This is a genomic window from Actinosynnema sp. NPDC091369, assembly GCF_044757065.1.
Classification (GTDB): domain Bacteria; phylum Actinomycetota; class Actinomycetes; order Mycobacteriales; family Pseudonocardiaceae; genus Actinosynnema.
Map to the genome: position 1 here is coordinate 573,780 of NZ_JBIVUG010000003.1, position 22,042 is coordinate 595,821.

General features: G+C 73.2%; 26 protein-coding genes. 15 read left to right on the forward strand and 11 right to left on the reverse strand.

All coding sequences use genetic code 11. The features are described 5' to 3' along the window. Positions 1–12 precede the first annotated feature (12 nt). Positions 13–570: a TetR/AcrR family transcriptional regulator gene (locus ACIQMJ_RS15255; RefSeq protein ID WP_499761579.1), complete on the forward strand. Its 558-nt coding sequence runs from the start codon at positions 13–15 to the stop codon at positions 568–570. Here the strand turns inward: ACIQMJ_RS15255 and ACIQMJ_RS15260 are convergent. The 3 genes from ACIQMJ_RS15260 to ACIQMJ_RS15270 all read right to left on the reverse strand — a co-directional run bounded on the left by ACIQMJ_RS15260 (position 533) and on the right by ACIQMJ_RS15270 (position 3,263). Continuing rightward, positions 533–1,510: a serine protein kinase RIO gene (locus ACIQMJ_RS15260; RefSeq protein WP_499761580.1), complete on the reverse strand. Its 978-nt coding sequence runs from the start codon at positions 1,508–1,510 to the stop codon at positions 533–535. The genes ACIQMJ_RS15255 and ACIQMJ_RS15260 overlap by 38 nt on opposite strands. Before the next feature lie 223 nt (positions 1,511–1,733). Next, positions 1,734–2,246, reverse strand: coding sequence for a hypothetical protein (locus ACIQMJ_RS15265; protein WP_499761581.1), 513 nt, complete (start codon positions 2,244–2,246; stop codon positions 1,734–1,736). Between the two features lie 66 nt (positions 2,247–2,312). Continuing rightward, positions 2,313–3,263, reverse strand: coding sequence for a helix-turn-helix domain-containing protein (locus ACIQMJ_RS15270; protein ID WP_499761582.1), 951 nt, complete (start codon positions 3,261–3,263; stop codon positions 2,313–2,315). An 86-nt stretch (positions 3,264–3,349) separates the two neighbouring features. On the opposite strand from ACIQMJ_RS15270, the gene ACIQMJ_RS15275 reads away from it, so the two are divergent. Next, entirely contained in the window at positions 3,350–3,583 is a 234-nt protein-coding gene (locus tag ACIQMJ_RS15275) for a hypothetical protein (RefSeq protein ID WP_499761583.1), read from the forward strand. 33 nt (positions 3,584–3,616) lie between these two features. On the opposite strand, the gene yaaA is transcribed toward ACIQMJ_RS15275, so the two are convergent. Then, positions 3,617–4,354 carry a peroxide stress protein YaaA gene (gene yaaA, locus ACIQMJ_RS15280; protein ID WP_499761584.1) on the reverse strand — a complete coding sequence of 246 codons (738 nt, stop codon included), beginning with the start codon at positions 4,352–4,354 and terminating at the stop codon, positions 3,617–3,619. Positions 4,355–4,391: 37 nt separating this feature from the next. Further along, positions 4,392–4,757, reverse strand: a complete 366-nt coding sequence (locus ACIQMJ_RS15285) for a VOC family protein (protein WP_499761585.1) — start codon at positions 4,755–4,757, stop codon at positions 4,392–4,394. A gap of 129 nt (positions 4,758–4,886) precedes the next feature. On the opposite strand from ACIQMJ_RS15285, the gene ACIQMJ_RS15290 reads away from it, so the two are divergent. The 3 genes from ACIQMJ_RS15290 to ACIQMJ_RS15300 all read left to right on the forward strand — a co-directional run bounded on the left by ACIQMJ_RS15290 (position 4,887) and on the right by ACIQMJ_RS15300 (position 8,615). Continuing rightward, positions 4,887–6,632: a proline--tRNA ligase gene (locus tag ACIQMJ_RS15290; RefSeq protein ID WP_499761586.1), complete on the forward strand. Its 1,746-nt coding sequence runs from the start codon at positions 4,887–4,889 to the stop codon at positions 6,630–6,632. 106 nt (positions 6,633–6,738) lie between these two features. After that, positions 6,739–7,485: a hypothetical protein gene (locus tag ACIQMJ_RS15295; protein WP_499761587.1), complete on the forward strand. Its 747-nt coding sequence runs from the start codon at positions 6,739–6,741 to the stop codon at positions 7,483–7,485. Then, positions 7,479–8,615 (forward strand): hypothetical protein, encoded by a 1,137-nt coding sequence (locus tag ACIQMJ_RS15300; protein ID WP_499761588.1) that lies wholly within the window; start codon positions 7,479–7,481, stop codon positions 8,613–8,615. The genes ACIQMJ_RS15295 and ACIQMJ_RS15300 overlap by 7 nt, the downstream gene beginning before the upstream one ends. On the opposite strand, the gene ACIQMJ_RS15305 is transcribed toward ACIQMJ_RS15300, so the two are convergent. Genes ACIQMJ_RS15305 through ACIQMJ_RS15315 form a run of 3 tightly spaced genes read right to left on the reverse strand, consistent with a single transcriptional unit; the run spans position 8,605 to position 10,888 of the window. Further along, positions 8,605–9,288 (reverse strand): HAD family hydrolase, encoded by a 684-nt coding sequence (locus ACIQMJ_RS15305; RefSeq protein ID WP_499761589.1) that lies wholly within the window; start codon positions 9,286–9,288, stop codon positions 8,605–8,607. The genes ACIQMJ_RS15300 and ACIQMJ_RS15305 overlap by 11 nt on opposite strands. Further along, positions 9,285–9,980 carry a DUF8017 domain-containing protein gene (locus tag ACIQMJ_RS15310; RefSeq protein ID WP_499761590.1) on the reverse strand — a complete coding sequence of 232 codons (696 nt, stop codon included), beginning with the start codon at positions 9,978–9,980 and terminating at the stop codon, positions 9,285–9,287. Before ACIQMJ_RS15310 ends, ACIQMJ_RS15305 begins: the two co-directional genes overlap by 4 nt. After that, positions 9,977–10,888 (reverse strand): DUF8017 domain-containing protein, encoded by a 912-nt coding sequence (locus ACIQMJ_RS15315; RefSeq protein ID WP_499761591.1) that lies wholly within the window; start codon positions 10,886–10,888, stop codon positions 9,977–9,979. The genes ACIQMJ_RS15310 and ACIQMJ_RS15315 overlap by 4 nt, the downstream gene beginning before the upstream one ends. Positions 10,889–11,016: 128 nt before the next feature. On the opposite strand from ACIQMJ_RS15315, the gene ACIQMJ_RS15320 reads away from it, so the two are divergent. Beyond that, entirely contained in the window at positions 11,017–12,048 is a 1,032-nt protein-coding gene (locus ACIQMJ_RS15320; protein ID WP_499761592.1) for a YhgE/Pip domain-containing protein, read from the forward strand. Here the strand turns inward: ACIQMJ_RS15320 and ACIQMJ_RS15325 are convergent. Beyond that, the gene (locus ACIQMJ_RS15325) at positions 11,944–12,351 is read right to left on the reverse strand and encodes a YjbQ family protein (RefSeq protein WP_141981267.1); all 408 of its coding nucleotides are present in this window, start codon (positions 12,349–12,351) and stop codon (positions 11,944–11,946) included. The two genes, ACIQMJ_RS15320 and ACIQMJ_RS15325, sit on opposite strands and share 105 nt — an antisense overlap. A 49-nt stretch (positions 12,352–12,400) precedes the next feature. Between ACIQMJ_RS15325 and ACIQMJ_RS15330 the strand changes: the two genes are divergently transcribed. Genes ACIQMJ_RS15330 through ACIQMJ_RS15345 form a run of 4 tightly spaced genes read left to right on the forward strand, consistent with a single transcriptional unit; the run spans position 12,401 to position 15,506 of the window. Continuing rightward, positions 12,401–13,186 (forward strand): SDR family oxidoreductase, encoded by a 786-nt coding sequence (locus tag ACIQMJ_RS15330; RefSeq protein WP_499761593.1) that lies wholly within the window; start codon positions 12,401–12,403, stop codon positions 13,184–13,186. Positions 13,187–13,227: 41 nt separating this feature from the next. Further along, positions 13,228–13,707, forward strand: a complete 480-nt coding sequence (locus tag ACIQMJ_RS15335; RefSeq protein ID WP_499761594.1) for a DUF4442 domain-containing protein — start codon at positions 13,228–13,230, stop codon at positions 13,705–13,707. A gap of 7 nt (positions 13,708–13,714) precedes the next feature. Then, the gene (locus ACIQMJ_RS15340) at positions 13,715–14,722 is read left to right on the forward strand and encodes an aminotransferase class V-fold PLP-dependent enzyme (RefSeq protein WP_499761595.1); all 1,008 of its coding nucleotides are present in this window, start codon (positions 13,715–13,717) and stop codon (positions 14,720–14,722) included. Between the two features lie 25 nt (positions 14,723–14,747). Continuing rightward, entirely contained in the window at positions 14,748–15,506 is a 759-nt protein-coding gene (locus tag ACIQMJ_RS15345) for a hypothetical protein (RefSeq protein ID WP_499761596.1), read from the forward strand. A gap of 21 nt (positions 15,507–15,527) precedes the next feature. Here ACIQMJ_RS15345 and ACIQMJ_RS15350 read toward each other — a convergent pair whose 3' ends face one another. Continuing rightward, positions 15,528–15,962 (reverse strand): ferritin-like domain-containing protein, encoded by a 435-nt coding sequence (locus ACIQMJ_RS15350; protein WP_499761597.1) that lies wholly within the window; start codon positions 15,960–15,962, stop codon positions 15,528–15,530. Continuing rightward, complete coding sequence (locus ACIQMJ_RS15355; RefSeq protein ID WP_499761598.1) at positions 15,959–16,402, reverse strand: hypothetical protein; 444 nt, start codon at positions 16,400–16,402, stop codon at positions 15,959–15,961. The genes ACIQMJ_RS15350 and ACIQMJ_RS15355 overlap by 4 nt, the downstream gene beginning before the upstream one ends. Before the next feature lie 170 nt (positions 16,403–16,572). On the opposite strand from ACIQMJ_RS15355, the gene rimP reads away from it, so the two are divergent. The 5 genes from rimP to ACIQMJ_RS15380 all read left to right on the forward strand — a co-directional run bounded on the left by rimP (position 16,573) and on the right by ACIQMJ_RS15380 (position 22,018). Next, the gene (rimP, locus tag ACIQMJ_RS15360; RefSeq protein WP_499761599.1) at positions 16,573–17,097 is read left to right on the forward strand and encodes a ribosome maturation factor RimP; all 525 of its coding nucleotides are present in this window, start codon (positions 16,573–16,575) and stop codon (positions 17,095–17,097) included. Next, on the forward strand, positions 17,094–18,116 hold the full coding sequence (gene nusA, locus ACIQMJ_RS15365; RefSeq protein WP_073899520.1) for a transcription termination factor NusA: 1,023 nt from the start codon (positions 17,094–17,096) through the stop codon (positions 18,114–18,116). Before rimP ends, nusA begins: the two co-directional genes overlap by 4 nt. Before the next feature lie 22 nt (positions 18,117–18,138). Then, positions 18,139–18,483, forward strand: a complete 345-nt coding sequence (locus tag ACIQMJ_RS15370) for a YlxR family protein (protein ID WP_499761600.1) — start codon at positions 18,139–18,141, stop codon at positions 18,481–18,483. Positions 18,484–18,571: 88 nt separating this feature from the next. Next, complete coding sequence (gene infB, locus ACIQMJ_RS15375) at positions 18,572–21,649, forward strand: translation initiation factor IF-2 (protein WP_499761601.1); 3,078 nt, start codon at positions 18,572–18,574, stop codon at positions 21,647–21,649. A 72-nt stretch (positions 21,650–21,721) separates the two neighbouring features. Next, positions 21,722–22,018, forward strand: a complete 297-nt coding sequence (locus ACIQMJ_RS15380; protein ID WP_499761602.1) for a DUF503 domain-containing protein — start codon at positions 21,722–21,724, stop codon at positions 22,016–22,018. Positions 22,019–22,042: the final 24 nt, after the last annotated feature.

The window sequence follows — 22,042 nt, forward strand, 5'->3', positions numbered from 1 at the left end:
ATGATGTAACGCATGGCCGGACGACCCCGCAGCGCCGACATCGACCGCGCGCTCACCCAAGCCACCCTCGACCTCCTCCGGGAGATCGGCTTCGACGCGCTGACGCTCGACGCCGTCGCCTCCCGCGCCGGGGTGAGCAGGCCCGCCCTCTACCGCCGGTGGCCGACCAAGCTGCACCTCGTCGCCCACGTGCTGCTGACCGACGTCGTGCCCCTGGCCGACCCCGACACCGGCAGTGCCCGCGAAGACCTCCTGCGCCTGGCGAAAGCGCTGGTCGGCGGCTTGTCGTGGGTGGTGCTCGCGGTGCACGCCGAAGCCCGCCGCGTGCCCGGCCTGGTCGACGGCTTCCTCGCCGAGCGGCACGCGCTGGTCGACGAGGTGGTGCGCCGCGGGGTGGCGCGCGGCGAGCTCCGGGCCGGTGTCGACCCGGAGCTCGTGCGCGACCTGCTGTTCGGCCCGCTCGTCTACCACTGGCTGGCGACCGACGAGACCCGCCCGCCGGAGGAGCTGTTCGACCTCGTCTGGCCGCTGCTCAGCGCAGACCCGCCTCGTCCAGCAGCATCTCGGTGATCTCGCGCGGCTCCGCCAGCTCCGGCGACAGCCCGCGCGCGGTGAACCAGCCGGCCACGTTGCGCACGTCCCGCTCCAGGAACTCGGGCCCGCGCGGGTTCGCCACCAGGTCCACCACCTGCGGCAGGTCGATCACGACCAGCCTGCCGTCGTGCACCATCAGGTTGAACGCCGACAGGTCGCCGTGCGCCAGCCCGACGGACGCCATCACGCTCAACGCGTCCACCAGCTGCCGCCACAGGCCCAGCAGCTCGTCGGGCTCCGGCCGCAGCTGCGCCAGCCGGGGCGCCGCCGCGCCGTCCGTGCCGACGAACTCCAGCAGCAGCTCGGTGCCGTCCCGCTGCACCGGGTAGGGCACGGGCGCGCCGCGCTGCCACAGCGTCGTCAGCGCGGCGAACTCGGCCACCGCCCACCGCTCGGCGATGAGGTTGCGGCCGAACGCGCTGCGGGTCGCCATCGCGCGCATCTCGCGGGAGCGCCGCATGCGCCTGCCCTCGAGGTAGCCCGCGTCCCGGTGGAACAGCCGGTGGTCGTTGCTGCGGTACCGCTTCGCGGCCAGCAGGCACGACCGGTCGGTGCCGGGCATCGCGCGTTCCAGCAGGAAGACGTCCGCCTCCTTGCCGGTCTTCACGATCCCCAGCTCGCGGTCCACCGCGGACAGGTCGGTGACCAGCCACTCCGGGTGCGGCTTGGGGCCCTGGTCGGCGTCGCCCCAGGTGGACCAGCGGTCGCCGTCCGGCGGGGTGTCCGCCGCGACGGCGTCCTCGCGCATCTGGGCGAGGCGGTCCTTGGCCTCCTCGGTGAGCCGGCCGCGACGGCCCGGCTCGACGTCGCCCTCACGGCGTGCGGCGGCCTTCTTCGCCTTCTTGGCCCGCCACCGCAGGTCGTCGGCGTGGTCGAAGTCGGATTCGAACTCGGTGTACTGCTCGTGCTCGCGCACTGGATGGACTCCAGGTGAAGTGGGAGTGATCGCCCCCACCGGCGCGGTGTGGTCCTTCGCGCGGGTTCGCGTCAGGCGAGTGGGGCGAGCGGACGGGTCGGTGCCACGTCCCGGACAGCTGTCGCCATCTGGCACCTCCTCGACTCCGCCGTGGTCTGCCACCACCGGCGCTCTGCGCGTACGGGCAGAGGGTGCCCGGCCGCTCGGCGCGGGCGCAACCGATTTACCGCGTCTCCAGCCGGTAGCTGCCGCGCTCGCCCAACCAGGCGGCCCCGAGCTGGCGGATCACCAGCGAGTCGTGCCGCAGCACGCGCTCGTCGTGCCACTGCGTGGCGCGCGGCGCGACGGCCAGCATCCGCTGCCGGGCCGTGCCGCTGAAGTCGACCAGCGCGGCCACGGCGTCGTCCACCTCGTCCGCCGCGAGCGGGGCCGGGGCGGGGTCGTCGGGGAAGGTGAGCGCGGTGTCGGCGAACGTCGCCGACGTGCCGAGGTCGTGCGCGAGCTGGTGCTCCACCGACTCGGCGTTGAGCTGCCGCTGCTGCCAGGCCGGGGCGGACCGGGCCAGGCGCAGGCCGAGCAGCCGGGCCAGGCACAGCCCCGACCACACCCGCTTGAGCGCTTCCGGCGCGTCCAGCGCGTCCGTCCGCAGGTCCTCGGTGACCCCTCGCAACCGGGCCGGGGTCACCGGCTCCGGGACGGCGGGGAACGAGGTGTCGCCGGGTGTGTCGGGAGTCACCCGGCCATTCTGTCATCACCCTCACGACAGGTGACAAATCCCGACGCTCCGTCACGCAAACGGCGGTCAGCGGTGGGCGAAAGACCGCCGGTAATCCTTTGGCGGCACACCCACCACGGTCGTGAAGTGGTGGCGCAGCAACGCCGCGGTGCCGAAGCCGGAGCGGTGGGCCACGTCCTCCACGGTCAGCTCCGTCTCCTCCAGGAGCTGGCGGGCGCGCAGCACCCGCTGGGTGGTGAGCCAGCGGTGCGGTGTCGCGCCGGTCTCGGCGGCGAAGCGGCGGGCGAAGGTGCGCTCGGACATGGTCGCCCGCTCGGCCAGGCTCGCGACCGTGTGCTCCTGGTCGAGCCGGTCCTGCAACCACGCCAGCAGCGGCTGGAGGCTGTCGGCCCGGTTCGGCGGCGCGGGCAGCGAGATGAACTGGCGCTGGCCGCCCTCGCGCTGCGGCGCGACGACCATCCGGCGGGCGACGGCGGCCGTGGCGGTCGCGCCGAACTCGCGGCGGATCACGTGCAGGCACGCGTCGATGCCCGCGGCGGTGCCCGCGCTGGTGACGATGTCGCCGTCGTCCACGAACAGCACGTCCGGGTCGACCTTGGCGCGCGGGAAGCGCTCGGCGAGCGTGTCGGCGTGGCGCCAGTGGGTGGTGCAGGGCCGGTCGTCCAGCAGGCCCGCCGCGCCGAGCACGAACGCGCCGCTGCACACCGACAGCAGGGCGGTGCCTCGCGCGTGCGCCTCGCGCAGCGCCTCCAGCAGGCGGGGCGGGTACTCGTCCCGGAGCTTCACCGCCGCCACGGCGATCAGGTCGGCGTCGGCCAGCGCCTCGAGCCCGTGGTCGACGACCAGGGACGCGCCGACGTCCGCGCGGATCGGCTCGCCGGGGCGTTCGCCGCAGACCCGGAAGTCGATCAGCGGCACGCCGTCCTCGGTGCGGTCGACGCCGAAGACCTCGCAGAGCACACCGAACTCGAACGGCGCGAAGCCGTCCAGGACGACGGCGGCAACGGTGCGCAGCATGCCGTCACGGTAGTTGGCGGGATTTTGACGCACAACGGCAAGAGTGCCAATTGTGGCTGGATCTTGCGCATCGCACAGTTGGTGCCATGGCTTTCATCCTCATCGCCCTGGCCGTCGTCTCCCTGGTCGTCTACGGCCTGGAGCGCAACCACCGCCGTCAGCCCCACCTCGGCTCCCGCCTGGCCGGCAGCGCCGACGTCGAGGACCGGGACCTGGTCCGCGTGGCCGCGGACGTGCGCGTTGCGGCCACGCACCCGACCCCGGCCCGCGCGACGCGCCACCGCGCGGTCACGTCCGCGCGGGTGAGCCCGGCCTGCTAGTCCGGCACCGGGCCGGACGGCCACCCGGTCGACCTAGACGACCAGGTCGGCGGTCCGGGGGCCGGTCGGCTCCACCCGGAGCCCGGCCCGCACCGCGAGCTTGACCAGCCCCTTGAGGTCGGTCGGCTCGGACCGCGACTTCACGATCGCCTGCGCGAGCCGACCCTTGTGCGCCTTGTTGAAGTGGCTGACCGCGTTGCGCCGGCCCTTGCCGTCCTCGGTCACCACCCGGACCACGGCGGCGTGGGGGATGCGCGCCAACGAGGTGTACGGGCTCGACCGCAGGTCGACCACGAACTCGTCGGCCGCGGCCAGCACCGGCTCCAGCGCGGGCCGCCACAGCGCGCCCAGCGGCCCGACCGACGGCAGCGCGCTGCCACCGGACAACCGGTAAGCCGGGATCGGGTCGCCACCGCCGACCACGCCGAACAGCGCCGACGCGACGGAGAGGCGGGCGAACGCCCGCGACCTCTCGGTCTTCGTCAGCTCGGCGAGCCCGAGCGCGTCGTACAGCACCCCCGTGTACCGGGCCAGCGCGGGCAGCGTGGGGGAGCGGCGCAGCTCGGCGTTGCGCTCCACCTCGCCCGCCTGGCGCTCGGACAGGCCCAGCGCGGCCAGGCTCGCGGGCACGTCGGCGGCGAGGTCGACCAGGGCGTCGACCAGCTTGCCGCGCACCGGCGTCAGCTCGGGGTGCGACAGCCGGTCGAGGTCGAGCGGCGCACCGGAGCCGCCGAGGGCCTTGGTCTCCGACGGGGGGAGCAGTACCAACACGACGGGCAAGCCTATGCGCCCGCCCGGCGACCACCCGTCACGCCTCCTCGGCGCCGTCGCTCTGGCCGACGCAGAACTGGTTGCCGTCCGGATCGGCCAGGACGGTCCAGGTCAGCCCCGGCACGGTGTGCTCGCCGACCTCGGTCGCGCCCAGGGCCACCAGCCGCGCCACCTCGGTCGCCCGGTCGGGCACGTGCGCGTCGAAGTGCACCCGGTTCTTGCCCGGAGTCGGGTCGTCCACGCGCTGCAACCCCAGCTGGGGCCCACCCCCGGCGGGCGGCGCGAGGACCAGGAACTCGCCCCAGTCGTGCCGCACGGTCGTGCCCAGCGCCTCGGCCCAGAAGGCCGCGAGCCGGCGCGGGTCCGCCGTGTCGATGGTGATCATGCCGATGGTGAGGGTCATGGCCGGGCACGCTAGCCCGGACCACCGACAACCCCGGCCGCCCGCGCCCCGAGGGCCAACCCGTTGGAACTGATCAGGGCCGGTTCACTACCCTTTCCCGGACAACCCGCCCACGAGGAGCGCCCCACCGTGATCACGAGGATGTCGTCGCTGTTCCTCCGCACCCTGCGCGAGGACCCGGCCGACGCCGAAGTACCCAGCCACAAGCTGCTCGTCCGCGCCGGCTACGTGCGGCGCGTCGCGCCGGGCGGTTACTCGTGGCTGCCGCTGGGGCTGCGGGTGCTGCGCAACATCGAGCAGGTCGTGCGCGAGGAGATGGACGCCTTCGGCGCGCAGGAGATCCAGTTCCCCGCGCTGCTGCCGAAGGAGCCCTACGAGGCGACGAACCGGTGGACCGAGTACGGCCCCAACCTGTTCCGCCTGAAGGACCGCAAGGGCGCCGACTACCTGCTCGGCCCCACCCACGAGGAGCTGTTCGCGCTCACCGTGAAGGGCGAGTACTCCTCGTACAAGGACTACCCGGTCACGCTCTACCAGATCCAGACCAAGTACCGGGACGAGGCGCGTCCCCGCGCGGGCATCCTGCGCGGTCGCGAGTTCCTGATGAAGGACTCCTACTCCTTCGACCTCGCCGACGAGGGCCTGGCGCAGTCCTACCGGCAGCACCGCGAGGCTTACATCCGCATCTTCGACCGGCTGGGCCTGGAGTACGTGATCGTCTCGGCCACGTCGGGCGCGATGGGCGGCTCGGCGTCGGAGGAGTTCCTGGCGGTCGCGCCCACCGGCGAGGACACCTTCGTGCGCAGCACGGAGTCGGACTACGCGGCGAACGTCGAGGCCGTCGTCACGCCCGCGCCCGCCGAGCAGGACCCGGCGGCGCACCCCGAGGCGCAGGTGCACCACACGCCGAACACGCCGACCATCAAGACGATGGTCGACTTCCTCAACGCCAACACCGACCGCACCTTCACCGCCGCGGACACCCTGAAGAACGTCCTGGTGAAGACGAAGAAGCCCGGTGAGGCGGACTGGACGCTGCTGGCCATCGGCCTGCCCGGCGACCGCGAGGTCGACCTCAAGCGGCTGGAGGCGGCGCTGGAGCCCGCCGAGGTCGCGATGCTGGACGAGGCGGACTTCGCCCGCAACCCGTTCCTGGTCAAGGGCTACATCGGCCCGGCCGCGGTGCAGGCCAACGGCGTGGAGTACCTGGTCGACCCGCGCGTGGTGCGCGGCACGGCGTGGGTGACCGGCGCGGACAAGGCCGACCACCACGTGGTGGACCTGGTCGTGGGCCGCGACTTCACCCCCGACGGCACGATCGACGTGGCCGAGGTCCGCGAGGGCGACACGTCCCCCGACGGCAAGGGCGTGCTGGTCTCCGCGCGCGGCATCGAGATCGGGCACATCTTCCAGCTGGGCCGCAAGTACGCCGACGCGTTCTCGCTGGACGCGCTGGGCCCGGACGGCAAGCCGATCCGGATCACCATGGGGTCCTACGGCATCGGCGTGTCCCGCCTGGTGGCCGCCATCGCCGAGCAGAGCCACGACGACCGCGGCCTGATCTGGCCGCGCAACGTCGCACCCGCCGACGTGCACGTGGTCGTGGCGGGCAAGGACGAGACGCTGCTCGCGGGCGGCGAGAAGCTGGCCGGCGAGCTGTCCGCGGCCGGCCTGAAGGTGCTGCTGGACGACCGCAAGGCGAGCCCGGGCGTGAAGTTCGCCGACGCCGAGCTGATCGGCGTGCCGACGATCCTGGTGGTGGGCCGCGGCCTGGCGAACGGCCTGGTCGAGGTCAAGGACCGCCGCACGGGCGAGCGCGAAGAGGTGCCGGTCGCCGACGCCGTCGGCCACCTGCTGTCCGTCGTCAAGGGCTGAAGCACCACCCGTCCGGGGCGGCCGTGACCGCAGTATTGCCTACTGCCCGCGGCTGCCCGCTCGGGATCATCCCGGTATCGGCGAGCAGGGCGGGATCGAGAACTCGGTGCACGGGCGCGTGGACGCGGTCGTGCAGGCGGGGTCGGTCCGGGACGTCCGGATCGGCGACGACCACGACCGGCGCGGCGTGGTCGCGCTGCTCGTGGTGGTGGTCCTGCTGGTCGTCGCCGGTGTCGTCGCCGTCTGGCGGGTGACGGCCGAGGAGGAGCCGCCCGCGTCGCCGCTGGCCACGACCACCGACGTCCGGCTCAAGAAGAGCTGCCAGTCCGGCTGGGTGGTGCCGGACCCCGGTGACGTGCCGATCCCGATCTCCACCGACGAGCGGCCCGCCGGCGCCGTGCTGGGCAGCGGTGGTGAGGTGGTCGTGACGGTCCAGGGCCTGACCGGCGCGGCCGTGGTGCTGCAGTCGGCGCGGGTCGAGGTCGTCCGCCGGGCGCCCGCCATGACCGGGGCCTTCCTGCCCTCGCCCTGCGAGGTCGAGGTCGAGCCGCGGTACTTCCGGCTCGACCTCGGCGCCGCGGCCCCCGGGGTCGTCCCGTGGGACGACGGGGGCGACCCGGTGGCGCCGTTCCCGTACAAGGTCAACGACTTCGAGCCCGAGCTGCTCGTCATCCGCCCGTACTCGGAGACCGAGGACGTCGAGTGGCGCCTGCACCTGCGGTGGACCTCCGGTGGGCAGGAGGGCGAGCTGCTGGTGGACGACGGCGGCACGCCGTTCCGCACCACGGCGGTCGTCGCCGCCCGGCCGTTCTGCACCGACACCGAGGCGTTCGTCTGGCGCTCGTCGTGCTGAGGTCGGTCGTGCTGTCGCTGCTGCTCCTGGCGGGGTGCGCGGCGGCCTCCGCGCCGACCCCGTTCGAGGTGCCGCGCTGGTCGCCGCACGACCCGGTCGAGCTCCCACCGGCGCTCGCGTCGCTGTACGTGCTCGACGCGGCCGGGTGGGACGGCGGGCTCCTGGTCGCCGGGGAGTACCCCGCGCCGGCGCTGTTCGCCTCACCGGACGGGCACGCGTGGACCGTCCACGCCCCGGAGGGGTTCTCCCTGTTCCTGCGCGGTCGGTCGGTCGCCGCGCACGCCTCGACCGCGTACGTGCTCGGGGGAACGCAGGACGAGGTGGTGGTGTGGCGTACGGAGGACGGCGCGCGGTGGGAACCGGTGCCGCTGCCGGACAGCGCCCGTGACGACCCGTTCATGACGATCGCGGCCGGGCCGCGCGGCGTGGTCGTGATCGGCTACGACCACCCGGCTATGGGGTTCGGCGCGACGGACGACCCCGACGGCTTCCAGGGCTTCAGGGTGTGGCACGCCGAGGACGGGCGGTCGTTCCACCACGCGGCCACGATCGCCGACGACGAGCCCGCGGGCGTGCTCCCCCGGTTGACGGCCACGCGGGACGGCTTCCTCCTGCACGACTCCGACCTCGGCCTGAGCAACGGCACCCCGCTGTTCCGCTCGGCGGACGGGACGACGTGGACCTCCGTCGGCGACGGCCTGCCCGGGGGCTACCGCGATGCCGCGGGGCGGATCGGGTCGCTCACCTTCGTGCTCGGGCGGGACGCCGACGGTCTCCACGCGCGGTACCGGCGTGACGACGAGCCGGGGTGGAGCGCCGGCGGCATCGACCTCGGCCGGTTGCCGGACGCGGGTGTGACGGACCGGGAGCACCAGTGGGCGGTCGACGCGCACCCGTGGGGCCGCGGCGCCCTGGCCATCGGGCGCACCGACGACGGCGCGGCCGGACTGGTGTGGACCTCGCCCGACGGCATCACGTGGACCCGGATGCCGGTTCGGGACCACGGCTTCGACCGGCTCGCCCGGGTTCCCGCGGTCGCGTCGACCCGGGACCGGGCGTTCCTGTTCGGCGTGGTGAACGCGCCACCGCACCAGCAGGTGCGCGTGTGGAGCGCGCCCCTCAGCGGTTGAGGACGGCCCGCAGCACCGCGGCGGTGTCGGACAGGTCGTCCAGGACGACGTGCGCGCCCGCGTCCCGCAGGTCCGCGGCGGTGCTGCGGCCGGTCGCCACGCCGATGGCGATCGCGTCGTGGTGCAGCGCGGCGTCCACGTCGTGCGGCGTGTCGCCGATGACGACCGCGCGGAACTCGCGGGTGTGCTTGGCGGTGGCCAGTCGCACGGCCTCCAGCACCAGCGCGGGCCGGTGCTCGGACACCGAGCCGTAGCCGCCGATCTCGAAGTCCAGGTGCTCGTCCAACCCGAACGCGGCCAGCTTGTGGCGTGCGATCTCCACCAGGTTCCCGGTGACGAGCGACTGCACCACGTCCGGCCGCCGCGCGAACGCCTCCAGCGCCGCCGCCGCGCCCGGCAGCGCGTGGCCCCGGGCCGGCAGCAGCTCGCGTTCGCGGGTGGCCACGTCGATCAGCTCGGCGTGCAGCCGGGCCACCAGCTCCTCGGTCGGCTCCAGGTCGTGCGCGGTCAGCAGCTCGTGGGTGATGGCGCGCTCGGTGCGGCCGGGGAAGCTCGGCACGTGCACGAGGTCCAGGCCCGTGGTCGTCCGCAACGCGGTGCGGTACCAGTCGTGGCCGAGGCCCCGCGCGTCGATCAGCGTCAGGTCGATGTCCCACAGCACCAGCGTGTTCACGACAGCCGCACGCTTCCCAGGATGCGCTTCACGTCGTCCTCCGACGGTCCCTCGGCCACGTGCGGCCCGCCCTCGGCCACGTTGAGCACGAACACGCACACCTTCGCCCCGTCGCGCAGCGCCACCGCGCTGACCGTGGCCTTGGGCGCGTAGCAGGCGTTGGCCGACTTCGGCGTGACCTCGACGCTGAGCCGGACCACGTCGTCGTCGCCCGACTCGACCCGCGGCTCGCCGATCTCCGGCGGCGCGCCGTTGACGGTGTACCCGCCCGCCGCGATCCGGTTCACCAGCTCGGTGGCGACCTGCTCGGGGTCGTCGTCGACGACGGACCCGGCCATCGCCTGCGCCTGGATCATGCTGCGGCCCTGGCACTGGAACGGCCGCGACACGTAGGCGGTGTTCAGCCTGATCCGCCCGGACGCGCCGCCGCCGCTGGACTCCCACGTCGGCGGCAGCTCGTAGGCCAGGCCCGTCTGCTCGTCGTCCACCGGCTGCCAGTCCGGTTCCGGCGCGGCCGACGAAGCCGACGTCGTGGTCGGCGCCGCCCGGTCGTCACCCGTCTTGAGCAGCACGAAGGTCGTCACGCCGCCGCCGATGAGCACGACGGCCACGGCCAGCGCGATCCACAGCGGCGCGCGGCTCGGTCGCTTCGGCGGTTGCTGCTGGTAGACACCCAGCCCCGAGTAGCTCACCGGCTCAGCGGCTTCACGGAGTCGACCATGGCCTGGAGGTCTGCCTCCGTCGGCGGCTTCGGCTCGGCCGGCCCGCCTTCGAGGTCGCCGTTGGCCATGAACACGTGGAAGCCCTTGTCGCCCTTGAGGACCAGGACCTTCACCATGCCCTTGGTGGCCAGGCACGCGTCACCGGAGGTGGTGGCGGTGGCGTCGACCTGGACGCCCTCGATGGTGCCCACCTTCACCGGCTTGGGCTCGCCGAGCTTGACCTCGGACTTCGGCGCGGACTTGTAGTACTGGGTGGCGAGCTTCTGGGCGAAGTCCTTGGCCACCGCGGTCAGGTCGGTCTGCGGCACCACGACACCGCCCGCGCCGCCGCGGGTGTAGTCGTTGCCCTCGCAGTCGTAGGCCCCGGTGACGGTGAGGCCGATCAGCTTCACGTCGTCCATGCCCTCGACCGGCGCCGAACTGGACACGGGCGTCCAGCCCTTGGGCACGTCGTAGCTGTAGGACAGGTTCTGCACGGGCAGGCAGTTCCAGCCCTGCTTGGCGGGCTCGCAGGTGGGCGGTGGCGCGCTCGTCGGCGTCGACTTCGCCGTGGTGGACGGCTTGGTCGTGGTGGTGGTCGCCTGGCTGCTGCTCGTGCCCTGCCCGACCGGGGTCGAGCCGTCCGGTCGGGTCAGCACGTACGCGGTCACGCCGCCGCCGACCAGCACGACGACGACCGCGCCGAGCGCCAGCCACAGCTTGGTCCTGCTCTTCTTCGGCGGAGGCTCGTCACCGCCGGAGAAGACCCCGAGACCGCCGTAGGAACCGCCGTAGTTCTGCGGGTAGACCTGCTGCGGGTAGCCCTGGTCCTGCCGGCCCCAGTCGCCCTGGTTGGGCTGGCCGCCCCAGCCGGACTGCCCGTCACCTGGGTAAGTCACGGAGCGAACCGTACCCAATGAGGGCGACGACCCGGACTGCTCCGACTAATTCAGCGCGCGTTGACTTCATCACCCGATCGGCCGTAGCCTCCAATTCAACGCGTGATGAACTACTGAGGAGGCGCACCATGGCCGCACTGCACGACCGGCCGCCGGCCGTCATCGCGGTGGCCACCGCCGTCGTGGGCGCGGTGATCGCGCTCGTGCTGGGGCTGGTGACGTTCGGCGTCCAGGCGACGGCGCACCCCGAGGGCGTGCCGCTCGCGGTCGCCGTCGGGGCCGACGCGCCACCCCAGCTGCGCGGCGTCGCGGACAAGCTCGCCGGGAGCGGCGCGGCGGAGGTCTCGTGGCGGGTGGTGACACCCGACGAGGCGCGCGACCTGCTGTCCCGCCAGGACGTCTACGGCGTGCTGGAGCTCACGCCCGGCGGCGCGACCGTGGTGCTGTCCGGCGCGGTGAACCCCTCCGGCACGCAGGTCGCCCAGCAGGTGCTCGCCGGCGTCGCGCAGGGCGCGGGGATGAAGGCGGAGGTCGTCACGCTCGACCCGGCCTCGGCGGCGGGCCGCACCGCCCCGCTGGCCGCGACCGCCCTCCTGTGGGTCGCGGGCCTGGTCGCCGGCGCGGCGTTCACCGCCCTGGCCCGCGGGAAGACCGTGGTCGGCAGGCTGACCGGGGTGGCCACCACGACCGTGCTGGGCGTCGCCGTCGTGGCGGGCCTGTTCACCCTGTGGGACTCGTCGCCGCCGCTCGACCGGGACGTGCTCGGCTACCTCGCGCTGGTCGGGGCGGCGTTCGCGCTGGTGCAGGGCGCGCTGCTGCGGCTGCTCGGCCTGCGCGCGATGGCGCTGCTCGGTCCGCTGTACCTGATCGCACCCGCCGTCGCGGGCCAGGCGCCGGAGCTGATCGACCCGGTCTACCGGGCGCTGCTGTGGTCGTGGACGCCGTTCCGGTTCTCCACCGAGGGACTGCGCGCGCTGCTGCACGGCGGGTCGTTGGACACCGCGCAGTTGTGGGTCTTCCCGGGGTTGGCGCTCACCGGCCTGGTCGTGCTGCTGCTACCCGGCGAGGAAGGTCAGCCGGACCTTGCGGACGGGGTTGTCGACGTTGGTGTCGACCAGGCAGACCGACTGCCAGGTGCCGAGCGCCAGCACACCGCCTAGCACCGGGATCGTCGCGTAGGGCGGCACGAGCGCGGGGAGCACGTGGTCACGGCCGTGACCGGGCGTGCCGTGCCGGTGCCGCCACCGCCCGTCGGCGGGCAGCAGCTCGCGCAGCGCGGCCAGCAGGTCGTCGTCGCTGCCCGCGCCGGTCTCCAGCACCGCCAGGCCCGCGGTCGCGTGCGGCACCCACACGTGCAGCAGCCCGTCGCCGTCCACGTCGGCCAGGAAGTCCTCGCAGGCGCGGGTGAGGTCGTGCACGACCTCCGTCGAGCCGGTGCGGATCTCGATCTCTTCGCTGCGCATGCCTGAAGAGCTTAAAACGCGGTGCGGTCGCGCCGCTCGATCAGGCACGATGCCGTCCGTGATCCACACCGCGATCGTCACCGGGGCGAACCAGGGCATCGGCGCCGCGACCGCCAAGGCGCTCGCCGCCCAGGGCGTCAACGTCCTCATCACGTTCCTGCGCTTCGCCCCCGCGCCGGACCCGAGCCTGCCGGGGGAGTACTTCACCGCCCGCGAGTCGGACGCCGACGACGTGGTCGCGGCCATCACCGAGGCGGGCGGCCGGGCGCACGCGCTGGAGATCGACCTCACCGACCCGCTGGCGCCCACCACGCTGTTCGACACCGCGGAACGGCTGTTCGGGCCGGTCGACATCCTGGTCAACAACGCCTCCAGCTGGGTCCAGGACACGTTCCTGGCGGTGGAGACCGACCAGTTCGGCCGGGTGCTCCAGGCCGTGACGCCGCAGACGTTCGACGCGCAGTTCGCCGTTGACGCCCGCGCGGGCGCGCTGCTGATCGCCGAGTTCGCCCGCAGGCACATCGCCCGCGGCGGCAACTGGGGTCGCATCGTCGGCCTGACCTCCGGCGGGCCGCTCGGCTTCCCCAGCGAGGTGTCCTACGGCGCGGCGAAGGCGGCGCTGGACAACTACGCCATGTCGGCGGCGGCCGAGCTGTGGCCGCACGGCATCACGTCGAACGTGGTCAAGCCGGGCGTCACCGACACCGGCTGGGTCAACGACGCGGTGCGCGCCCAGCACGACGTGTCGCAGCCCGAGGACGTCGCGGGCGTCGTCGCGTTCCTCTGCTCGGACGCCGCCGGGAAGGTGACGAAGAACGTCATCACCCTGCACTGATTCCAGCCGACCCGACATTACCCGCTGGTAACATAGCCGCCGTGAAGGCATCCCGTCTGCGCCGCGGCATGAACCTGTGGCCACCGTTCCTGTTCGCCGGCATCCGCGTGGTCGAGCTGTCCGACGACTACCGCCACGTCAAGGTCCGGATGCGGATGCACTGGTGGAACCGCAACTACGTGGGCACCCACTTCGGCGGCTCGCTGTTCGCGATGACCGACCCGTTCTGGATGCTGCTCGTGCTGCACCACCTCGGCCGCGAGCACGTGGTGTGGGACCGGGCGGGCGAGATCGAGTTCGTCAAGCCCGGTCGCGGCACCGTGCACGCCGAGTTCCACCTGACCGACGAGCACCTGGACGAGCTGCGCGCGCGGGCCGAGGGCGACAACAAGGCCCTGATGTGGTTCGCCACCGACGTCGTGGACTCCGCCGGCGAGGTCGTCGCCCGCACCCGCAAGCAGGTCTACGCCCGGCGCAAGCACCGCAAATCGGTGGACGGCGGGGTCGTCGAGACCGTGTGATGATCCCATGCGTTCAGCCTTCGGCACGACCTTCGACGTCCCCCTCGGCTACCTGAACACCGCCAGCGTCGGTGTGCCTCCCACGCCCACCGCCGACGCCGTCGCGGACGCCGTGCGCCGGTGGACGGTCGGCGCGGACGGCCCCGGCGCCGCCGACGGGCACGCCGCCACGGCGCGCGGGGCGTTCGGCCGGCTCGTCGGCGTGCCGTCCGAACGGGTCGCGATGGGCGCGTCGGCCTCCCAGCTCGTCGCCCTGGTCGCGGCCGGGCTGCCCGCCGACGCCTCGGTCCTGGTCGCCCGCGGCGAGTTCACCAGCCTCACGTTCCCCTTCGCGGCCCGCGGCCTGCGGGTCACCGAAGTCGATCTCGACGAGGTGGTGGCCGAGGCGGGCCGGCACGACCTGGTCGCGGTGAGCGTCGTGCAGTCCGCCGACGGCCGGATCGTGGACCTGGACGGCCTGCGCGCGACCGGCGTGCCGGTGCTGCTGGACGCGTCCCAGGCGGTCGGCTGGCTGCCCCTGGACCTGGGGTGGGCCGACTGGGTGGTGGCCATCGGCTACAAGTTCCTGATGTCGCCGCGCGGCTGCGCCTGGCTCGCCTGCTCGCCGTCGGCCCTGGAGCGCACGGTCCCCGTGGCGGCGAACTGGCACGCCGGCGAAGACCCCTGGAGCACCGTGTACGGCCTCCCGCTCCGGCTCGCGCCCGACGCCCGGCGGCTCGACCTCTCCCCGGTCTGGCTGTCCCAGTTCGGCGCGGCCGTGTCGCTGCCCTACCTCGCCTCGCTGGACCTGGCGGCCGTCCGCGACCACGCCGTCGGGTTGGCGGACTCCCTGCTCAGCGCCCTCGGGCAGGCTCCGCGCGGCTCGGCGATCGTCTCGCTGGACCTGCCCGCCGCCGCGGACCGCCTCGCCGCCGCCGGGGTGAGGTCCAGCATCCGCGCCGGACGCGTCCGGCTGGCGTTCCACCTCTACAACACGGCCGAGGACGTCGATCAGGTGCTCAGGGCGCTCGCGTGACCCTCGTCCGTTACCGTGGGTCTTTGTGTCGGTTCCTCCCGAATCACCCGAAGAGGTGACGCAGCGGATCCCGCCCATCCGTCCGTCGGACACCGCGCCGCTGTGGCGGTCGGAGATCGGGCAGCTGGACTCGCTGCTCGGCTCGCCGCCCCCGCCGCAGCCCCCGCGCCGTCCCGCGCCCGCCGCGGCGCGGTCCCGCCGCGGCCTGGTGCTCAAGGGCCTGGGCCTGCTCGGCGTGGCCGTGGTGTCCGGCCTGGTCTGGTTGGTCGTGATGCCGAAGAACACCCAGACCGGAACACCGACCACCACGTCCGCGCAGGCGGGCGAGTTCGCGTTCGCCGTGTCACCGGACGTGCCCGAGCCGCTGAAGGACAGCGACTGCGCCTCGCACGCCTACGGGCAGACCAAGGCGTTCCTGACCGCCACGCCGTGCCAGCAGCTCACTCGCGGCATGTACACGACGACCACACCCGACGGGATGAAGGTCTACACGTCCGTGTCGATCGTGCGGATGAGGACCACCGAGGACGCGGCCAAGCTGAAGGACCTGACCACCCGCGACGGCACCGGCAACGTCAACGACCTGGTCAAGGATGGCGCGGTCAAGGTGCCGAACCTGACCACGCTGGCCAACGGCGGCTTCGCGGCCAGGCAGCAGGACCGCGACGTGATCATCATCGAGTCGGACTCGGTCAAGCACGGCCCCGACGAGGCCGCGCACAACCAGCTGATGAAGCGGATCAGCAACGACGCCTTCCGCCTCGCCGCCAACCTGACCGCCTGACCCGGGCGCCCGGCCGGGGCCTCACCCCACCCCGGCGCCCGGGAACGCGATCGCCGTCGGCGTCACCCCGGCCACCTTGCGCCACCGCGTGGCCCGCACCGCCGACACCGTCAGCGCGTCCAGCGCCGACGCCCGCAACGCCCCGTCGTCGGTCCGCTCCAGCACGCCGCGCCACGCCACGCACGCGTCCGTCTCCACCGTGATCAGCGCCGCGACCGCCGACGCCGCGCTGTCCACCGGCTGGGGCGGCAGGTAGGCCGCCGCCGGGGGCCGGGGCGTCGCGCCCGCGTCGCGCAACCACCGCTCCGTCGCGTCCCGCCGCGCCCGGTGGGCCGTCGCGCCGTCCGCCACCGCCGCCGACTGCTGCGGCGTCGAGATGAACGCGCTCACCAGCCCGTACGCCCACACCGCCGCGTGCTCGGCGGCCAACGCGTCCTGCACCGCGTCCACGCTCACGACAACGCCTCCACCAGGCTCGCGCACCCGGCCGCCACCGAGGCGACCAACCCCACCCGGTGCGACTCCACCGACGCCACCAGGTCCGCGGCCTGCTTGCGCGCCGCCTGCAACGCGGGCACCAGCGCCTCGCGCGTCGCACCCGCGGGCGGCGCCACCGAGGCCGACGTGGTCGGCGGCGCGGACGAGCCCGGCACCCGCGGCGTGGCCCGGTCGACCTCCGCCTGCAACCGCGTGGCGTGCTCGGTGCGGGCGGCGGCCGTCTCCGGCGCGCCCACGGCCGCGGCCAGCGCGGCGTCCGACAGCGCCGCCTTCACCAGCTCCGCCAGCGGGTCCGGTGGCGGCGGAGGGGGAGGGGGTGTGGTGCACGCGACTGCCAACGGCGCCGTGGCCGTCGCCAGCAGCACCGCGCGCCTGCTGAACGCCGTTCTTCCGATCACGTGTCCCGATCCTGCCAGAGCCGCGCGGCCCCCCGGTCGCCGCCGCGCGATCGCCCGTGGCACGTGGGAGGCCGCCGAACGAGATAGTCTGGGCGACCACGGCCGGCGAAGTGCAGCGTCGGCCGGGGTTGCCGTGCCCTCTGCACTCGGAGAGAACTTGGAGTCACCACGTGTCCAGCCCGCCGCGCGGAGAACTCGCCGCGCAGCTAGCACCCGTCGTGCGCGAGGCGGTCGAGGCGATCGGCTTCGACCTCGAGCTGCTCGACGTGAACCAGGCTGGGCGTCGCAGGCTGGTCAAGGTGGTCGTGGACGGCGACGAGGGGATCGGCCTGGACGAGGTGGCGCAGGCCAGCCGCGCCGTGTCCGCCGCCCTCGACGCGCACGAGCACCTGATCGCCGGGCCGTACACCCTCGAGGTCACCTCGCCCGGCGCGGACCGCCCGCTCACCAAACCGCGCCACTGGAGGCGCAACCGGCTGCGCCTGGTGAAGGTCAAGCAGCCGGAGCAGGTGGAGTGGTTCGGCCGCGTCGGCGATGCCGACGACACCGGCGTCGTGCTGCTGGTCAAGGGCGAGCTGCGCCGCGTCGAGTACCGGACGATCGAGCGCGCCGTCGTCGAAGTCGAGTTCAAGCAGCCGCCGGTCGAAGAGCTCGCGCTCCTCGAAGGCAAGCACCCGAAGGAGGAGTCGGAGTGAACGTCGACATCGCCGCTCTCAGGGCGATCGAACGGGACAAGGACATCCCCTTCGACACCGTCCTGGAAGCCATCGAGACCGCCCTGTTGACCGCCTACAAGCACACCGAGGGCCACCACTCGCACTCGCGCGTGGAAATCGACCGCAAGACCGGCGTGGTGCGCGTGCTCGCGCAGGAGCTCAACCCGGACGGCACCGTGGCCGAGGAGTGGGACGACACCCCCGAGGGGTTCGGCCGCATCGCCGCCACCACCGCCCGCCAGGTCATCCTCCAGCGCCTGCGCGACGCCGAGCACGAGCGCACGTTCGGCGAGTTCTCCGCCAAGGAGGGCGAGATCATCGCCGGCGTGGTGCAGCGCGACGCCCGCGCCAACGCCCGCGGCATGGTCGTGGTCCAGATCGGCGACACCGAGGGCGTGCTGCCGCCCGCCGAGCAGGTGCCCGGCGAGTCCTACGAGCACGGCTCGCGCCTCAAGTGCTACGTCGTGGGAGTGTCCCGCGGCGCGCGCGGCCCCCAGATCACCCTGTCGCGCACGCACCCGAACCTGGTGCGCCGGCTGTTCGCGCTCGAGGTGCCCGAGATCGCCGACGGCACCGTGGAGATCCCCGCGGTGGCACGTGAGGCAGGTCACCGTTCGAAGATCGCGGTCCGCACGACGGTGCCCGGCGTCAACGCCAAGGGCGCGTGCATCGGGCCGATGGGCGCCCGGGTGCGCAACGTCATGAGCGAGCTGGCCGGTGAGAAGATCGACATCATCGACCACTCCGACGACCCGGCCACGTTCGTCGGGAATGCCTTGTCACCGGCGAAGGTTGTCTCCGTACGGGTGCTCGACGAGCGCGCCAAGACGGCCCGCGTCGTGGTCCCGGACTTCCAGCTCTCCCTCGCCATCGGCAAGGAGGGGCAGAACGCCCGGCTGGCCGCGCGGCTCACCGGCTGGCGCATCGACATCCGCAGTGATGCGGAGGCCGGCGGGTCCGCTCCGGCGGGCGCGGCGACATCCGGTTCGGCTGAATAAGCAATAGGGGATAGACTTCTCAGTGGTTCAACGTCGGGGATCGGATCTCACGCACATCGGCCCGGTTCGTACGTGCATCGGATGCCGCGCTCGGACGTTGCCCTCCGAGCTGCTGCGCGTGGTGGTCGTGGACGGGGCTGTGGTCCCGGACACACGTCGACGGTTGCCCGGTAGGGGTGCATGGCTGCACCCCGATCCGGACTGCCTCCGCAACGCCGAGAAGCGGCGGGCGTTCCCCCGGGCCTTCCGGGTCCAGGGACCGCTCGACGTGGAACGCGTGCGCGGTCACCTCGTGCAGTGTGGGCAGGAGGTCATGGGATCGCCCCGTGACCAGCAGGAAGCAAGGAAGCAGGTCGACCCGTCATGAGTCAGCCGTGAAGCTGAAGACATGAACGCGCGACGTTAAGACGAGGTCGACGGGACTTGCCCGCCGGCCTCCCTCACAGAGGAGTGCAGTGGCAGGTAAGGCCCGCGTGCACGAGCTCGCCAAAGAGCTCGGTGTCACGAGTAAAGAATTGCTGAGCAAGCTCGCCGACCAGGGCGAATACGTGAAGTCCGCGTCCAGCACCGTCGAGGCCCCGGTGGCCCGCCGGCTGCGTGACGCCTACGCCAAGGGCGAGTCGAAGCCCAAGCCGGCCGGCGCCCGCCCGGCGCCGCCGAAGCCCGCGCCGTCGAGCACGGGTTCGGGCGAGACCAAGAGCGACACCCCGCGTCCGGCGGCTCCCGCCGGCAAGCCGGGCCCGCGCCCCGTGCCGGGTCCGAAGCCGATGGCGCCGAAGCCGGTGGCGAAGCCCGCCGCACCGGCGCCCGCGGCCCCGGCCGCGCCCGCCGCGCAGCCCCAGGCACCCGCTCCGGCCGCGGCCTCGGCTCCGGCGCCCACCCAGGCGCCCAAGCCGGCTGTCGCACCGCAGCAGCAGCAGCAGCCCCAGCAGCAGCAGCCGCAGCAGGCGCCGAAGACCGGTGGCTCCGGCCCCCGTCCCGGCCCCCGCGCGCCGCAGCAGCAGCCCGCGGCGGCGCAGAACACCCCGTCCGTGGTCCCGCCGCGCCCGCAGGCCCCCAAGCCCGCCGGTCCGCGGCCCCCGCGTCCGGGCAACAACCCGTTCGGTGTCGGCGGTGGCGCTCCGGCGCCGCGTCCGCAGGCGCCGCGCCCGGCCGCGCCGGGTGGCGGCGAGCGGCCGTCCGGCCCCAAGCCCGGTGACTCGCGTCCGGCCCCCCGTCCGGGTGGCTCGGGCGGCGCGCCCGGCGGTCCCCGGCCCAACCCCGGCAACATGCCGCCCCGGCCGAACCCGGGCATGATGCCCGGTCGTCCGGCGCCCCGCCCCGGTGGCGGTGGCGGCGGTCGTGGCCCCGGTGGTCCCGGTGGCGGCGGCGGTGGCCGCGGTCCCGGTGGCGGCGGCGGTCGTCCCGGTGGTGGCGGCGGCGCCGGTGGCGGCTTCCGTCCCGGTGGCGGCGGTGGCGGCGGCGGTGGCTTCCGTCCCGGTGGCGGCGGTGGCGGCGGCGGTGGCTTCCGCCCCGGCGGCGCTGGTGGCGGTGGCGGTGGCGCACCGGCCGGTGGTGGCGGCGGTTTCCGCGGTCGTCCCGGTGGTGGCGGTCCCGGTGGACGCGGCGGTGCCGCGGGTGCCTTCGGCCGTCCCGGTGGTCCGGCGCGTCGCGGCCGCAAGTCGAAGCGGCAGAAGCGCCAGGAGTACATGGACAACATGCAGGCGCCGTCGGTCGGTGGCGTCCGCCTGCCCAAGGGCAACGGCGAGACGATCCGCCTGCCGCGTGGTGCCTCGCTGACCGACTTCGCCGACAAGATCAACGCCAACCCGGCCTCGCTGGTGCAGGTGTTGTTCCACCTCGGCGAGATGGTCACCGCGACGCAGTCCGTCTCCGACGAGATCCTGGAGCTCCTGGGCTCCGAGATGAACTACAACGTGCAGGTCGTGTCCCCCGAGGAGGAGGACCGCGAGCTGCTGGAGACGTTCGACATCACCTACGGCGACGACGCCGGCGGCGAGGAGGACCTCCAGATCCGTCCGCCGGTCGTGACCGTCATGGGTCACGTCGACCACGGTAAGACGCGACTGCTGGACACCATCCGCAAGGCGAAGGTGGCCGAGGGCGAGGCGGGTGGCATCACCCAGCACATCGGCGCCTACCAGGTCCGCACGGAGCTGGAGGGCAACGAGCGCCTCATCACCTTCATCGACACCCCGGGTCACGAGGCGTTCACCGCCATGCGTGCGCGTGGTGCGAACTCGACCGACATCGCGGTCATCGTGGTGGCGGCCGACGACGGCGTGATGCCGCAGACGGTGGAGGCGATCAACCACGCCCAGGCGGCCAACGCGCCGATCGTGGTCGCGGTCAACAAGATCGACAAGGAGGGGGCCAACCCCGCCAAGATCCGCCAGCAGCTCACCGAGTACGGGCTGGTCGCCGAGGAGTACGGCGGCGACACCATGTTCGTCGACATCTCGGCGAAGCAGGGCATCAACATCGACGGCCTGCTGGAAGCGATCCTGCTGACCGCCGACGCCTCGCTCGACCTGCGGGCCAACCCGGAGATGGAGGCGCAGGGCGTCGCCATCGAGGCGCACCTCGACCGCGGTCGCGGTCCGGTGGCCACGGTGCTGGTGCAGCGCGGCTCGCTGCGCGTGGGTGACTCGATCGTGGCGGGCGCCGCTTACGGTCGCGTGCGCCGCATGGTGGACGAGCACGGCGTGGACGTCACGGTGGCGACGCCGTCGCGTCCGGTGCAGGTCATCGGTCTGACCTCGGTGCCCGGCGCGGGTGACACGTTCCTCGTGGTGGAAGAGGACCGGGTCGCGCGCCAGATCGCCGAGCGCCGCCAGGCGCGCAACCGCAACGCGATGAACGCCGCGAAGCGCAAGCGCGTCAGCCTGGAGGACCTGGACGCCGCGCTGAAGGAGACCAGCGCCCTCACCTTGATCATCAAGGGTGACAACTCGGGTACCGTCGAGGCCCTCGAGGACGCGCTCATGAAGATCGAGGTCGGCGACGACGTCGAGCTGCGGGTCATCCACCGCGGCGTCGGTGGCATCACCGAGGGCGACATCAACCTCGCCGTCGCGGGTAGCGCCATCGTCCTGGGCTTCAACGTCCGGGCCGAGGGCAAGGCCACCGAGCTCGCCAACCGCGAGGGCGTGGACGTCCGCTACTACACGGTGATCTACCAGGCGATCGACGAGATCGAGCAGGCCCTGAAGGGCATGCTCAAGCCGGAGTACGAAGAGGTCCAGCTGGGCCGCGCGGAGGTCCGCGAGGTCTTCAAGTCCTCCAAGGTCGGCACGATCGCGGGTTGCCTCGTGATGTCGGGCGAGATCCGGCGCAACGCCCGGGCCCGCCTGCTGCGCGACAACAACGTCGTGCAGGAGAACCTGCCGATCAGCTCGCTGCGCCGGTTCAAGGACGACGCGACCGAGGTCCGCGAGGGCTTCGAGTGCGGTCTGACGCTCGGCAACTACAGCGACCTGAAGGTCGGCGACATCATCGAGACGTTCGAGATGCGCGAGAAGCCGCGCGCCTGATCGTCCTCACCCGAGGTGCGGGGCCGTCGCAACCGGCGGCCCCGCACCCCCGGACACCCCTGGTGATCATCTGTGTTCGTCGGTGCCCTTGAGCTGGACGTGCTGTTCGGCGACGTCCACTCGTTGAAGCAGAAGCGGTCCGTGGTGCGGCCGATCGTGGCCGAGCTGCGGCGCAAGTTCGAGGTGTCGGTCGCCGAGGCGGGTCACCTCGACCTGCACCGCCGCGCCCTGATCGGAGTGGCGGTCGTCGCCGCCGACGCCGAGCATGTGAGGGACGTGCTGGCCGCGTGCGAGCGGCTGGTGGCCGGACGCCCCGAGTTGGAACTTCTCTCCGCCCGCCACAGGTTGGTCGGGCCGGAGGACGACTAGCAGACGTCGCCCCGCGGGCGACAC